The organism is Mesorhizobium ciceri WSM4083 (genome assembly GCF_000519305.1).
GTDB classification, from domain to species: Bacteria; Pseudomonadota; Alphaproteobacteria; order Rhizobiales; family Rhizobiaceae; genus Mesorhizobium; species Mesorhizobium ciceri_B.
This window is the reverse complement of record NZ_JAFG01000003.1, coordinates 541665-556121: the sequence shown is the minus strand read 5'-3', so window position 1 is coordinate 556121 and position 14457 is coordinate 541665. Positions and strand designations below refer to the sequence as shown.

At 59.9% G+C, this 14457-nt stretch carries 11 protein-coding genes; 3 read left to right on the top strand and 8 right to left on the bottom strand.

What is annotated here, in order from left to right; translation table 11 throughout:
* Window positions 1-7 precede the first annotated feature (7 nt).
* Window positions 8-4132: a Pls/PosA family non-ribosomal peptide synthetase gene (locus tag MESCI2_RS0102725; RefSeq protein WP_027035207.1), complete on the bottom strand. Its 4125-nt coding sequence runs from the start codon at window positions 4130-4132 to the stop codon at window positions 8-10.
* Between the two features lie 261 nt (window positions 4133-4393).
* Between MESCI2_RS0102725 and MESCI2_RS0102720 the strand changes: the two genes are divergently transcribed.
* Both MESCI2_RS0102720 and MESCI2_RS0102715 read left to right on the top strand, forming a co-directional pair.
* On the top strand, window positions 4394-5002 hold the full coding sequence (locus MESCI2_RS0102720; RefSeq protein WP_027035206.1) for a BA14K family protein: 609 nt from the start codon (window positions 4394-4396) through the stop codon (window positions 5000-5002).
* A 96-nt stretch (window positions 5003-5098) separates the two neighbouring features.
* Entirely contained in the window at window positions 5099-5446 is a 348-nt protein-coding gene (locus MESCI2_RS0102715) for a DUF2934 domain-containing protein (protein WP_027035205.1), read from the top strand.
* A gap of 404 nt (window positions 5447-5850) precedes the next feature.
* Here the strand turns inward: MESCI2_RS0102715 and MESCI2_RS0102710 are convergent, their stop codons facing one another.
* Both MESCI2_RS0102710 and MESCI2_RS0102705 read right to left on the bottom strand, forming a co-directional pair.
* On the bottom strand, window positions 5851-6798 hold the full coding sequence (locus MESCI2_RS0102710) for a DMT family transporter (protein ID WP_032900295.1): 948 nt from the start codon (window positions 6796-6798) through the stop codon (window positions 5851-5853).
* A 119-nt stretch (window positions 6799-6917) separates the two neighbouring features.
* Window positions 6918-7337, bottom strand: coding sequence for a VOC family protein (locus MESCI2_RS0102705; RefSeq protein WP_027035203.1), 420 nt, complete (start codon window positions 7335-7337; stop codon window positions 6918-6920).
* A gap of 230 nt (window positions 7338-7567) precedes the next feature.
* Between MESCI2_RS0102705 and MESCI2_RS1000000137795 the strand changes: the two genes are divergently transcribed.
* Entirely contained in the window at window positions 7568-7717 is a 150-nt protein-coding gene (locus MESCI2_RS1000000137795; protein ID WP_155936562.1) for a hypothetical protein, read from the top strand.
* Between the two features lie 276 nt (window positions 7718-7993).
* Here the strand turns inward: MESCI2_RS1000000137795 and MESCI2_RS0102690 are convergent, their stop codons facing one another.
* The 5 genes from MESCI2_RS0102690 to MESCI2_RS0102670 all read right to left on the bottom strand — a co-directional run bounded on the left by MESCI2_RS0102690 (window position 7994) and on the right by MESCI2_RS0102670 (window position 14295).
* Window positions 7994-8857 carry an HNH endonuclease gene (locus tag MESCI2_RS0102690; protein ID WP_027035201.1) on the bottom strand — a complete coding sequence of 288 codons (864 nt, stop codon included), beginning with the start codon at window positions 8855-8857 and terminating at the stop codon, window positions 7994-7996.
* Complete coding sequence (locus MESCI2_RS1000000136080) at window positions 8857-10491, bottom strand: ATP-binding protein (RefSeq protein WP_050596438.1); 1635 nt, start codon at window positions 10489-10491, stop codon at window positions 8857-8859. The genes MESCI2_RS0102690 and MESCI2_RS1000000136080 overlap by 1 nt, the downstream gene beginning before the upstream one ends.
* A 138-nt stretch (window positions 10492-10629) precedes the next feature.
* Window positions 10630-12561 carry a DUF3732 domain-containing protein gene (locus MESCI2_RS0102680; RefSeq protein ID WP_027035199.1) on the bottom strand — a complete coding sequence of 644 codons (1932 nt, stop codon included), beginning with the start codon at window positions 12559-12561 and terminating at the stop codon, window positions 10630-10632.
* Entirely contained in the window at window positions 12558-13067 is a 510-nt protein-coding gene (locus MESCI2_RS1000000136075; RefSeq protein ID WP_027035198.1) for a three component ABC system middle component, read from the bottom strand. The genes MESCI2_RS0102680 and MESCI2_RS1000000136075 overlap by 4 nt, the downstream gene beginning before the upstream one ends.
* On the bottom strand, window positions 13054-14295 hold the full coding sequence (locus MESCI2_RS0102670; protein WP_027035197.1) for an ABC-three component system protein: 1242 nt from the start codon (window positions 14293-14295) through the stop codon (window positions 13054-13056). The genes MESCI2_RS1000000136075 and MESCI2_RS0102670 overlap by 14 nt, the downstream gene beginning before the upstream one ends.
* Window positions 14296-14457: the final 162 nt, after the last annotated feature.

Genomic DNA, 14457 nt, shown 5'->3' with positions numbered 1-14457 from the left:
CCCTTCTTCAAGCCGATGCCGTGGCCGATGCCTTGGAGCCATTGTCGGTGATCGGCTCGACGAAGCGATGCAGCTTGGCCGGATTGCCCCGCCATATGGAGTTGGGCTCCAGCTCTTCGCCCTTCATGACGAAGGAGTCGACATCGACCACCGAGCCTTCGCCCATCACGACGCCGTAATGGACAAAGGCGGAGGGGCCGAGCGTGCAGCCCTTGCCGATGCGGATGAAGTCGGACTTGAAGGCGCCTTCCTCCAGCGAATGGGCCTGGATGACGCAGCCCTCGTTGAGGGTGGCGTCGTCGCCGATCTCCACCAGCGAGCGTTCGGTGAGGTTGCTGCCGCCGTCATAGACACGGCTGCCGATCTTGACGCCCAGCATGCGCAGGATCATCGGCCGGAACGGCGTGCCGGCGAACAGCCGCACGATCGGCGAATCCGCCAGCTTCCAGTGGCGTTCATGGCGCCAGAACGCCACATCGTAGATCGTCGTCATCTGCGGCTTCAGCCTGCCGAAACCAAGACTTGCCCGTTCCACGAAGATGTAGAACGGAATGGTGATCGCCGAGGTCAGGAGCACGGCGACGAAAAGCGCGACTTCAGCCCATTCGGTGTAGTAGTTCAGCGCCCGATCCCAGATCGCCAGCGTGGCGAACAGCATGACCCATTGCGTTGCCACGAACAGCAGGATCGTCACCAGATTGTGGCGGTTCTTCAACGGGATGCGCCGGCGCCGGTCGTCCTCGTCGATGCCGGCGATGAGCTCCTTGTCGCGGTTCACCATGCGCGGGATTTCAAAGGCAGGCGAACCCAGAAGCCCGACATTCTCGCGCAGCGGCCCGTCGATGGGGATCATCACCTTGGTGCCGAGCAGGACGTTGTCGCCGGTGCGCCCGTCCGGCGGATAGTAGATATTGTTGCCGAGATAGTTGCGCTCGCCGATCCTTGTCGGCTCGAGCCTGAAGGCGGCGGCGGATTTGTGCATGTTGATCATGAACAGCCCGTCCGACACCATGGTCTCGGTGCCGATCTCGCACAGAAGCGGGTTTTCGTGCTGCTGGTTGGAGCCGAAATTGGAGCCGGTCTGTACCACCTTGTTGAGGTTCCAGCCGATCGCTCGCATGTAGTGCACGATCGCCGAGCTGTCGCCGGCCAGCAGGCCGAGCACGCGCGAGTTGCTGGAGAATTCAGCGACGGTCTGCAGCCAGTAGCGGAAGCCGTACAGCGTGTAGGTGCGGCCGGGCTTCAACAGCAGGCTGACCAGGCGCGGCACCAGCGTTGCCGCCAGGAAGGATGCGGCCATGTAGCCGAACAGCGTGACCGTGGTGCCGATCGCGACGACGCCGATGGTTTCCTGGTAGTCGTCGCCGACATTTTCCCAATAGCTATGGAATAGCAGCGGCAAGGGGGTGACGATGGCAAACAGCCCGATCAGCTGAACCGCTTCGAACAGGAAGCGCCGGATGTTGGACGGATCGACGTTGCGCACCTTGCAATAGTCGGCCGTGGTCGGCACGGCCGGCGAGCCATGCCAGCGTTCGCCGTCGGGGATGCTTTGGCCGCGATGCAGCGAGGACGAATGGCCGAGCTGGGCGCCGTCGCCGATCCGGGTGTCGATGTCGAGCGTCGAGCCGACGCCGACAAAGGCATCGCAGCCGATGGTCAGCGGCCCGGTGTGGATATAGCCGGACTGCGCCCGGAAGCCGAGAATCATCGATTCCTTGCGCAGGATGGTGTTGGCGCCGATCGAGATGAGATCCGTGCAGACGGGCACGGATTTGGATTCGATGACGGCGTTCTTGCCGAGCTTGGTGCCCAGAAGCTGCAGGTAGATGCTGTAGAGCGGGCTGCCGCGAAACAGCACGACGGGGGCGGTGCGGATCAATGTCTTGACCACCCAGAAGCGGAAGTAACGCACGCCCCAGATGGGAAACGCCTCCGCCTTCCAGCGGCCGACCAGCACCCATTTGGCGATGACCGCAAAGCCCGACATGCCGAAGAACACGGCGGCCGAAAGCGCCACGCACCTGATGTAAAGCTGCAGCGGATCGTCGAGCGCGTCATACATCCAGTTGAGGCCGTCATTGACCGCCCACAGGGCGCCATAGCTGTAGAGCGCGTAGAACATCAGCTGTGCGGCGCCGCAGGTCCAGTAGGCGAAGTTCGAGGCCCGGCGGGTGAGGACGGGCTCGTTGGTGGCCGTCGTCATCTCGTCCGCCACGCCCAGATGCAGCGCGAGCCGCGCCACGGTCGGATGGAGATAGATGTCGCGCATCGACGCCGTCGCCCATTCCTTCCTGGTGCGCAGGCGCGCGCAGAAATGCGCCATCAGCAGCGAGTTGGCGCCGAGATCGTCGAAGAAATTGTCCTCGACGGACACTTCTTCGAATTTCAATACGGCGGCCAGCGCGTCGGCCAGGAAACGCTCGTCGTCATTGCCGGGCGCGACCATGGCGCGATCGCCCGAAAGCCGCACGCTTGTCGGCTTCGGCAGCTGGCGCAAATCCACCTTGTTGGAAACCGTCATCGGGATAACAGGTAGTTCCTCGAGATAGGAGGGCACCATGTAATCCGGCAGCCGCCGCTTCATCGTCCTGGCGAGGTCCGCGCGCGAGATCGCCGGGTGGCCGGCCTTCGCTGCGAAATAGGCGACGAGTTCGACGCGGCCGGGCTCGATCTCCCAGGTGGTGACGGCGGCCTGGGCGATTTCGGGCTGGTCGAGCAGCACCGCCTCGATCTCGCCGAGCTCGATGCGGTAGCCGCGGATCTTCACCTGGGTGTCGATGCGGCCGGCATACTCGATCTCGCTTTGGTCGTTGATGCGGCCAAGGTCGCCGGTGCGGTAGATGCGCTTCGACGGGTTGTTCGGCAGGCCGACGAAATCGGCGATGAATTTCTGTTCGGTCAGGTCGGGCCTGTTGAGATAGCCGACCGCGAGCCCGATGCCGGCAATGCCGATCTCGCCCAGTTCGCCGGGCTCGGCGAGTTGCGGCAGCGATGCGTCGAGAATGACGATCGAATAGGTCGGCAGCGGCGCGCCGATGGTGACGGGACTGTCCGGTGTCAGCGCGCCCATGGTGGCGGTGACGGTCGCCTCGGTCGGGCCATAGGTGTTGAGGATCTGCCGCCCCGGCTTCGACCAGCGCACCACCAGATTGTGCGGGCAGGCCTCGCCGCCGACCAGCAGCGTGCGCAGGCTGGGCACATCCGATGTCATCGACGACAGCAGCGTCGGGCTGCAGGCGATGCAGGTGATGTCGTGGAGGCGCAGGAAATCGGCGAGTTCCTCGCCCACCAGCGGCATCTGGCCCGGTGCCGGCACCACCGTCGCGCCGGCGACGAACGGCACCCAGATCTCTTCGGAGGAAAAGTCGAAGGCGATGGTCATGCCCTGGTAGACGCGGTCGCCCGGCCGGTAGCCGTAGGAGGCGGCGGCAACGCGGATGAAGTTGACGAAACTCTGGTGCTTGATGACCACGCCCTTGGGCTTGCCTGTGGTGCCCGAGGTGTAGAGGATGTAGCAGGTGTCGTCCGATAAAGCGGCCTTCGCATGCGGCTTCAGCGGCGCGTCGGACTGTTTGGAGATTTCGGCAGCCGCGCTGTCGATCAGCAGATGCGGGACCGGCAGCTGACCGGCGCGCGACGCATAGGCGGCGATGGTGACGATCAGGCTGACGCCGGCGTCCTCGATGATGAGCGCCATCCGCTCCTCGGGAAAAGCGGTGGCCAGCGGCACGAAGGCAGCGCCCGCCTTCATCACGGCGAGCAGCGCGACATAGGTCTCCGCCGAGCGGTCGAGAATGAGCCCGACACGGTCGCCCGGCCGCACGCCGCGCTTGACCAGCAGGCGGGCGAACTGGTTGGCACGGCTGTCCAGTTCCCGATAGGTCCAGACACGCCCGTCGGAGATCACCGCCGGCAGCGCTGCAAACATGTCGGCAAGCTGTTCGAAGACGGTGTCGAGCCGCTCGCCGGGCAGGCCTTGCCGGGCAAAGTCGGCGCCCGTCAGGATTTGCCCGCGCCTGGCTGTCGCGGGGGCCGTTTTTACCAGCGCATCGACACCTGCCAGGCCGCTCTCCAGCCCCGATCGGTCCGCGTCCAGTTCGGCGATATCGACACCGTGATCCATTTCCATGCTTTCCCGTCCAGGCCGGGCATCGCCCGGCACGGCCATTTTTCCAGTTGTTTTGGGATGCTTATGCCATCCGATCTTTTCGGCAGTTTTTCCGAACTGTTGAATATTGTTTCTGAACTGTGTCTGGGCGCTCCTTTGACCCTCCCTTGGCGGCGCTTGCCGGGCCCGCCCGGCGGAAGCGCCGGCGCGTACGCTTGGGCCTTTTTCTGGAACCAGCCTTGAGGCCCCGCATTCTATGAGCAGGGACTTAAGGAGCGTGTCGTGAAAGCGGTTTTGGGACTGGTCTGCGGCTTCGTGCTGACCCTTGCGGTCTTCGGCAGCGGACTGGGTTTTGCGGCCTGGCTGCTTGCCGCAAAGCCGCCGCGCCAGGCAACGGCCACCGTCAGCGTGGCGGAGCTGTGGACCAGGAAGGCGCGGCCGGTGAACAAAGCCGGGCAGGGGCTCGAACGCCTGCCGGCCAAACAGTCCGCGCCGACGGACATCCCCGCCAAACCGCAGGAAACACCGCCCGACCCGACGGTCACCGGCGCCATCGCGCCCACGGCGACCGAATTGCCGCCTTCGCATCTCGCCTGGTGCGCCAGCCGCTATCGCTCCTACCATCCGGACGACAACAGCTATCGCTCCTACAGCGGGCAGCTGCGCCCCTGCATCTCGCCCTATCTCCAAGCCGCCGGCCAGCCTGTCCCGCCGGTTGCCGGCGATGGCGACGAAAACGGCGCCGGCCTGGGCGTCTACGTTGCCGACGGTGGCGGCGAAGCCCTTTCGGCCGACCATGTCGATTCCTGCTTCAGCCGCTACCGCTCCTACCGCCCGGAAGACAACTCCTACCAGCCTTATTCCGGCGGCCCGAGACGGCAATGCCAGTAGCCCCGCGCGCCGCCCGGCATGGCGATCCGATCGCGCGGATTTTCCGGAGCGTCCGCATTGGCGCGGCGTTCAACCCTGACCCAAGGAGGACTGACCATGAGCGACGACCGGGACGACAGAATTCGTGAGCGCGCCTACCAGATCTGGGAACGGGAAGGCCGCATGCACGGCGACCCCGAACGGCACTGGCACCAGGCCGAGGCCGAGATCGACCGCGAGTCGGCGCTGCCGCTGACGGCGGACGACGCGCTGCCTGAAACCGGTGAGATCGCCAGCTCCGACGTGCTGGAGGTCGAGGCGCTGGCGGTGCGCACCGGGATATCGGGCGATGAGGCGCAGGAACTGCTCGACCGCCTGGGCAATGACCGCGCGGCAATCGAGCAGGCCGCCCGCAGCCTCAAGGCCAAAAGGCGGCGAAACCCCGATGAGGGACTGGCGAAATGATCGAAAGCTGAAGAACGGAAAATACCGGCTGGATTGCGCGGCGGCCCCGAAAGCCCGCGCCTCTGGCGGAGGACGCGGGCCGATCGGACGGCCGATCTTCGGCAGGCGATGGAGGGCACCACCTGCCGCACAGATCAACAATTAGCTATGGCTAATGTTCCGTCAAGCTGGATCTGAATTTACTTTCGTTGAAATGTCGGCCTCCACCGCAATTGCGCCGGTGGCTTTTGGCCGGGAATGCACGGGTCCGGCGGGCAGCTGGAGCTGACGTCGATAGGAATTTTTTCCTTGACGGGTGAGGGCAGCTATGCTACATTTTTGCCTATGGTGCTGATTTGCGCCAGTGACCCGCCGCCCAAGCGGGTTTTTGTTGACCCGTCGCAAAGGCGTCACCCGCAAGATTTCTACGCCACGCGTGGTTGAGCTGGCTTGACCATTGTGGCGAGTACGATGCCGGCGACGATGAAGGCCGCACCGACCAGATCGTAATCGTGCAAGCCCTCGCCGAGCAGCAGATAGGCGAGGATGGCCACGAACACCGTCTGCAGGTAGAGCAGCATGCTTGCCCGGCTCGCGCCCAGCGTTTGCACGCTTTTGTTGTAGAGATAGTACATCAAGGCGCCGCCGGGGCCTGCCAGATAGGCGAGCGCGAGAAGGCTGTCGACGTCCATGGCGGAGCGTTCGTCGTTGAACAATTCCCACAGATGGAAAGGCAAGGCGACCAGCGCACCGGCGCCGAGCAGCAGCACGACCATCGGCAGGAGTTCGATGCCGAATTTGGCACGGCGCAAAAGCACGGTGTAGAGGCCCCAGCAGAACGCGCTGCCGACGATCCACAGCTCGCCGGCGTTGACCTTGAGTTGCAGCAGCGCCTCCAGGTTGCCGTGGGCGACGATGAAAATCATCCCGGCAAGCGCAACCAGCGCGCCAAGCGACTTCCACAGGCCGAGCGGCTCGCCAAGTACGAAACGGGCAAGCACCATCGTCATGACAGGCGACAGCGCCATGATGATGCCGGCCGTGGTGGCGTCGGTGTGGTTGAGGCCGTGGTAGATCATACCCTGGCAGAGCGTCAGGCCGATCGCCCCCACGGCGACGACCTCCAGGGCGCGGGTTCGCAAAAGCCCGATCATCGCCTCGTGATGACGGTGCACGATCGGCAGCAGGATGGCGCAAGCAAGCGTCAGCCGCCAGAAGCAGAGGCCCCAGGGCGGCATTTCAGGCGCCACCCATTTGGCCGCGATGTAGACACCAGCCGAAAGCAGCCAGCACAGGACGGCGGCCGGATAGCCGGCCAGGGAGGGGCCGGCCACGGGTTGCGCGGCTTCATGCGCTATCGGCATTGCCTGCATGTCATGCCTCCCCTTCGATGACCTCGGCCAGACGGGACAACATAACCTGTGTCGTTGGGTCGTGCATCCGTTTTGAAAGGTGAGAAGGAATCTGGGCTCGGCCGATCGTGAAAACGATGTCAGTCCGCCTTGTCGGCAGAAGGCATTGCGGAAACGTCCATCCACATCGCGCCCACGGCATGGCCATCGGGATCAGCGAGGTCGCGGGTATACATGAACCCATGATCTTCGATCGGATTGATGTCGGCGGTGCCACCGTTCGCGGCAGCAGCCGTGGCCATCGCATCGACCGCCTTGCGGCTGTCGAGCGACAGCGCCAGCATGACCTCGCTGGACGTTGATGGCGGGATGGGGCGCGTGGTCATGGTCTGCCATTTTTCACGGCTGAGCAGCATGAAATTGATGTGGTCGCTCCACACCATCCCGGCGGCCGCCTCGCTGGTGAAGCTGGGATTGTTCTTGAACCCGAGAGCTTCATAGAACGCCATGGATGCCTTCACGTCGCTCACCGGCAGGCTCACGAAAATCTTCTTGGTCATCGATCATTCCTTTGGTTGTCGAGATGGCAGCGAGTGGCGCCTGCTTTAAGACGGTTGACCGCCTGCGGATCCGACACCGCATCTCAACTTTTTTAAGTCACCAGCGCAGAGACACAGACGCCGAGGCGCAGGCGTTGATTGACCGCCTGGGCAATAACCGCGCGGAGGTCGAGCAAGCCCCTCGCAGCCTCAAAGCCAAGCGGAAATCCTGATCGGCCAGGGAGAGCGAGATGATCCGGAAACTGAAAGGGGGAAAATACCGGCTGTATTCACGCAAAAAGGGCGAAAAGACCGGCAAGGGACGCAATCTGGGGACGTTCGATATCCGCGAGGCGGCGGAGATGCATGAGCGGGAGGTGCAGTATTTCAAGCGGCATTGAGGGGGCTGGGTATTTGCCTATTAAGCGGCTGCAATTGAGACACTGCGGTAAGTTCATTGGAGGCCGGCATTTGCGATATTTACAAATGGCAGCAAGCCGGACGCTGGGACCAGCCTTGCCCCCACTTAAAACAGGCACCGCCAGTGAGCACGCGCCAGGTGTTAGGCCCGTTCGGACTTACGGGCGAACAAACATGGTCTACAGAGAATCCAGGTTACGTCAGCACCCATTCACGCTGCAAGGACTGCCTTTCGGTTCAACTGCTTGGTCCGTGCTCTAGACTGCTGCCCGGCGCCGGCGCGGCCGCCGCGCAAAATAGGCGGTAATGCCGCCGTCGCAGAAAGCATTGCAGTCGGCAAGACCCCGCATCAGTGCGGCGCGCCAGTCGTGCTTCTCAAAATCGCGATCGAGGTCGGCTGCCGCAGCGACGAGGAAGGCGCGAAGGGCCGTTCCGCCGCCAGCCGCATAGACCTGCAGCATGCCCGTGCGCTGGCCGAACAGGAAGATATTGATCTGCTTTGGATAGCGCTGGTTGAGCTGCATCCTTTCCAACTGGAACTGCAGCCGCGCTGCCAGTACAGGATCGATGCCGACGGGGTTGATGATGAAGGTCGCCACCAGCGCCGTCCCGGTCATCGTGATATCGGCCACGAGGAAGTCCTCGTCAGGCAGCTCGTCGAAATAGGCGTGAACGAGCTCATCGTCGCCCGCGCCGACATGAGTCCGTTTGACATTATTGCAGGAACCGCAGGCGGGCACGAGGTTGCGAGGATAGATCGAAAGCCCCCGATACTGATCGCGCGGCAGAAAGTGATCGAGCTGGGTCGGCTCGGCAAAACCGCAAAGCGGGCAGGTCTCTGCGCTATCAAGCAAGCTGCGCCGCAGTCCCTTCAACCTGCCGCCTTTTTGGACTTCATTGTAAGCTCGGTAGAGGGCGGTAAGACAAGGCGTGGTCAGGCCACAGGTTAGTAGGTCGGCGTGCGCGCGTCCCTGCTCGCGATCATAGAGCGTATAGGCGGCGGCGATTGCGGTGCGTTCGGCTGCGGAGAGAGCATAGACCGCATCGCCATTGACGAGGGTTAACGCGGTATCGAGTTGCTTCCGCACCGACCGAACGCTTGGCTTGTCTAGCAGCCACATCAGTTGTCGTCGTCCGTCGCTATCAGGCTCATGACATAGGCGCGCGCCTGCATACTGAGGCCGTGATCGAACTGCGCGTCAACCGCCTCTAAGGTCTTCAGCCGCTTTGTCAGCCGTTTTAGGATCTCGTGGAAATCGGTCGCGTCGGAATTGAGCCCGAAAATCTCATCGCTGACCTCACCGATGCTCTCTCCGAATGTCTCGATCCGCGGCGCGGTGATCGTCGCACTTGCGCTCGACCGGCGCAGGATATGGACATGGCGCGCTAGGCTCTCCTGCGCGACCACCGGCGAATGTGTCGCGACGATCGCGAAAGCATCGAGTTTCTCCAGCACGAACCGAACCCCGTGCATCAGCGCCGCCAGCAAGGGCGGATGGAGGTGAGTCTCGGGTTCGTCGAGCAGCACGATCGCCTTGGGCTGGGTATAGGCGACGAGCGCGGTCACAATCTGTATCACGATCTTGTGGCCAGTGCTCCAGCGCAGAAAGGTTTCGCGTGGCTCGCTGCCGAGTATGGTGTTGAAAGGTACAGTGTCGTCACCCCCAAACGATGGATCGTTAAGCAGCGGCGCGGCCGCATCCTCGAGGAGATCCCAGCGATCCGCCTGGCGAATCCGCTCCAGCGTGCGCACGAATTCGTCGGCCAGCTTCTCGATCGGCTTAAGCAGTGTCTTCTGCGCTAGGTCGTCGGCCTCGACGATCTTTTCGAGGTCCTCGTCCGACTCTTCGCTTACCGTCGAGTGGAGTTCGGCGGCGATGTCGCGCAGCCCGCAAAAGATATACCGCCCAGTGCCGTCGTCGACATCCCGCGCTATTTGGCGCCGCTCCTCGACAGTCACGCCGGGAATCTGGAACGAGTCGAACGCGCTGTACGAGATCGCGATGATTCGTGTGAACCCTACGCCCCGCGGCATGAGCGTGCCGAGACTCCGGATCGGCTCGCGCCGTCTAGCCATACGCGGAGCGTGCGCGACCCGCGCGAATCGCGCAAGCAGCGTGCTCTTGCCCGAGCCGTTGCGCCCCACCAGCACCGCGATCCTTTTTGGCAGGCGGTATCTCGGCTGTGCCTGTCTTTGCGTGACCAGCGTATCGAAATTGAGCTCAAGCGCCTTTTTCCATCCGCTCGGCTTGAACGTCAGGTCGAGCGATACGTCTACCAAGGACGAATAGTCCTTGCTTAGCAGCACTGCCGCGACGCTGGTGAACTCATTCAGATCGTCGATGTCGCGCAGGATCGAGGTGGTCCAACCGGGTTCCTTTCGATAGCTCGGGATCAGCGCCGGCCGCTGAACTACGTCGCGCAGAGCCTTGATCAACTGAGTCCGCAGTGCCAGCGGTAGGGCTGCCACCCGCTCATAATAGTCGAGCGTCTGTCCCAGCGAGCAGAAATCCGTGTCGAGCTTAGTGTGCGGGCCATCCTCTAGCAGGCCTTGGCGCGTCTCGCGCTGGCCCTTCTGCAGAATCTTCACGTTGCCTATATAGGTCTCTTCGTCGGCCTCATGATGCATCAGCTGGTACTGCGTCTTGTATCCGAAATCGTCCCAGCGGTCGCGATGCAGTGCAAACGGCGTGGGAACCTTGGCATTGCGGGCGTTGGGCGGCACCACGGTGAACAGCGGTTTTGTGGGTGGCACTTCAATCAGTCTCCGGGGCGTCGGTAATGGCAAGGGGGACAGTCTAGCGCATTAGGAATTAAGAGCGTGAAGGAACCACAACTATATCCGCTCTCCAGTACCGCAACTGACCGAACCGCATCTCGGCAGTGTTGAATGTCATCTGTCTGGCCACGAGTACGGCACCAAGGCGTTCTCACCGCGCCATTCTTGTATAATCGCACTCTCGAACCAATCATCCTTCAGGTGAGCGTGATCAAGAACGATCAGTTGAAAATCAGGTGTGATCTCTGAGCAAGCGAAACTCATCAGCTTAAAGAGAGCCTGAACAGCGGTGCGATCGTCGTCCTTTTCAATTTGGTCGAGACCGCCCTCAGTGCTGTCAGGAGGGTAGTACGCTTGCGTCGGCTGATCGAAAATCAGGAAGCCTGGAACAGGACGCGCTCTTTTCCGTAACCACCAATGCAAGGCGAGGTGGCTCAGAACGTGGTAGCCAACCCAATTCTCTCCGCTCCCCATTCGATTCAAAGGGATCGGGCCATCCACCGTGTTAGCTACGACGGTAAGCTTCTTAAGGTCGAGGCGTAGCGAGCTTCCGCTATGCTCAAGGTCGAGCATTTTTGAGTACTCGGTCATTTTATCGCTTATGAAACTGAGGATGGTCTCTAGCCGAGATTCGGTTTCATCATTGTTCAATCGGGACCGAATTCCAGCTATGAGATCCCGCAACTCTGCGATCTGAACGGAACCAGAGTCATCGGCGGATTGCGGCGCAATGGATTCAAGGAACTCCGAAAGTCTTCCCGCAAATCGACCTCTTGCAATCATTTGATCCTGACGTGCCTGCGCCGACTTATCTTCCATGGTCGCCTTAGCAAGCTCGATCTGCACTAACTTGAGGGCGTCGGTTGCACGGGCGATCTCGCCCTCCAATCCGGTGATGTGACGCTGAATATGAGGGCTGTCTCGGTAAATGCCCTCAAGTTGATCGCTGACCTTTCTCAGGGATTGGCTGACTTCTTCGACTTTCGGTAAGGGCGTCGCCAGTACGGAGTCACAGAAGGGGCATTGAGACGTAGTCAGGGCTCCTTTGAAAATTTCTATGCTCTTCAGTCTCGCTCTTTGCTCGGTAGCCTCTCTGGAATAGTCCGTTTGGTCTGAGAGAAAAGCGCGCGCCGCCCGGATGTCCTGATTGAGCTCCATCAAACGGCCTTGGATAGTGATCTGCTCACCACGCAACTGCTCAATAGTTTCGCCAAAATCCGAAACCAGCTCTGGAGCCTCGACGGAGGTTTGTGCAACCACGCTCAAAAATGCGAAAACAGTGTCGTCAACTGCCTGATAGTCTTGGCTTATTAGCCCGACCTTCTTCCCCTCGTTAATAACGCGAGTGACTCGGTTTCGGCTGATTTCGATTACCTGGATTTGCTTCGCGTCAGCAGCTTCTAGCAGTCGTAGCTTCTTCTGAAGTTCATCCAATTCTCCCATGAGGAGAAAATGGCTCTCATCCACCGCGCCGAGGAAAAAGGGCAGAGTGTCCCTTAATGCCTGCGGGAGGAATTGCTCGTTCATCCGATGAAAGAGCTGATCTTGGCTGGCGATGGTGTTCTGCTTTTGAAAGCAAAGCCACAATGCGTGTGCAATGTCGGCTTCAAGCGGGGGTCTCGTACCGCTTTGCGGGCGATGCTCGTTTTCAGAGATACCTGCGAAACGAGTTATAAATTCCTTCAAACTGCTCTCGGTCGTGTTCTTCGCTATCACGTCCAATGAGGGGTAATTTTCGATATCGCCCCGCTGAAAGTAGACCTTGGAACCCGTCGAGGCACCAGGCCCAGGATTGTCCCTAGCGATGAAAACTTCGTCAGACCCTTTTCCCAGATGGAGGCCAAACCACGCGACCTTCTTGCGAATCGCACCTTCCGCAACATTGTAGCTTCCACGACCGAGGCAATAATCGACTATATCGATGATCGCCGATTTACCTGTCTTTGATTTTCCGGTGATTATATTGAGACCGTGCCGGCGAAAGGGAACGACGCGTTGCTCGCCCGTGTGACTATAGATGACTATAGCAAGAATCGAGAAACTCACGGTTTAATCCCCCACGCGGCAGCGATTGAAACTTCCGAGCCCGATTTGGTAAGCCACCGTCCCATGAACTTTGTTCTATCAATGATGGCTTTGGTCTCTGATGTTGTTTGATCTAAAAACCCTTGGGAGAAACCGGATTTCATTGTTCCTGGCAAAAGAGCGTGCGCGTCTCCGACAATAATTGCATCGCAGGTCATCCCAAAGAGTATCGCCTCCTTGATATAAGGAGAAAGGTTCTTTGCCCGTGTGGCAAAACCAATCAGCAGGCGCTCGTTTTCTTGCAGCCATTCGTAAAGAGACCGGACGGTTGAATGCGGCAATGTTTCTCGGCTTGCGCGGTGTAGGCTGGTGGTCAGAGCCACAATGACGGTAGTGAGTGGTGCGCCGTCGGGATGCCCCTTCGTGAAGTCCTTGAGGAATTCATGGATGAGCCCGCACATGAAAGCCGGATTGAACAGATTGGCTTCCTCAGGGGGGCGCCGGCTCCAAGGTTCAAGCCTTGCCATTTGAGTCTCCGTTCCCGAGATGGTGCTGAAAATCCGGATGCCAGCCCACATCTAGGCGATCTGCGAGAGCGTGATATGACCCGGCAGTTATCCAAGTCTCAACGACATTCCTAAACCCGATCTGGTGCTGGTTCGCCCAGAAATATACGCTTCGTCCGGCCTGCGCGCGAAGTTCACCATCTTGGGTGCACCCTGCGCAATCCGCCTCAAAGCGCCTTTCCCATTGATCGATCAGCTTGGCGTCGTAACGTGAAGCCTCTCCATCGATGAGAAGGCTCTCGCGCGCCCATTTGGAACGCTGGGCATGTGATCGATAATAATCTCGAACACCGCGGCGGATAGCGGTCTCGGGAAGTTTGATAAGACGCATCTGCCTGACGTAAATCTCGTCTTCATCGTCAGGATGATAAGGCTTATCACCGAGCGTTTCGGGATCGCTTACTGGAAGTCCATCCGGCCCGAACCACTTGCCAATCTCATTCGCTTTTTTGATGACATCCTGAAGTGAGATTGAAGAGTCATCCTCGCCAACGAGCCTCTTTGCAACCGCTCCGAGCCACCATCCTTCGAGTGATTCAGCCACTTTTCCAGCGTGACTCGGCGCTAGGAGTACTAGCTCCCCAGCTATCTCATCCATCACGTCTGGTAGATTGGGGTAGTCATCGAGCAAGTCGATCGAGCCGAGAAGGAGGTCTATTTCTTGGTCGGACAGGCTGAGAAACTCGCTCCGACCAATTTTTGAGTCTTTGTTATTTGAAGTTTTTGCTGCCGATTTGAGAGATTCTCGCGCCTCAATCCTTTTGTCCTTCGAAGTTAATGGTCTCAACTTTGATAGACCGGAGTTGTCGGGAGCAATGGAATTTGTTATTATTATGCGTTTAGTTTCTGAGTTCGATTTTGGGCTCTCTTTGAAATTCTTGATCCATATGCGAAAAGTTTTCCATACATCCACACTGGTATCGGTCAGCTCTTTCTTGGTAATATGATGCTTTGCCTGGATCAGGCAATCTACAAAGTCTTCAGTCTCGAAGGCAATATCGTCGAACTTCTCGATCGAGATATGCCCATTGGCCTTTTTCTTGACCATCTGGAGGCCAAGGAGAAGCGCCAGTCGGCATTGAAACAGGTAGCCTGCCAGCGATCCTGATGCATTGAATTTGTCTTTAGAAGTCAATCGCGTCTCCCCCTCAGTTTTTCTACCATCTTTTCTTAGCAGTGCAAGTTTCATGCGCTTAGCGACGACTATCGTATGTGGAAATTGTGAGGAGGTGCTCAGCTGAGATTATTGCATCATTGGATGCCTCATCCGAGCTCAAGGTTTTCCGGCGCCTGCGTCAGGCGGTTGACGTCGACGTGGCGCAGGCTGCCAAGTAGTCTCCCGCCCCTCCCA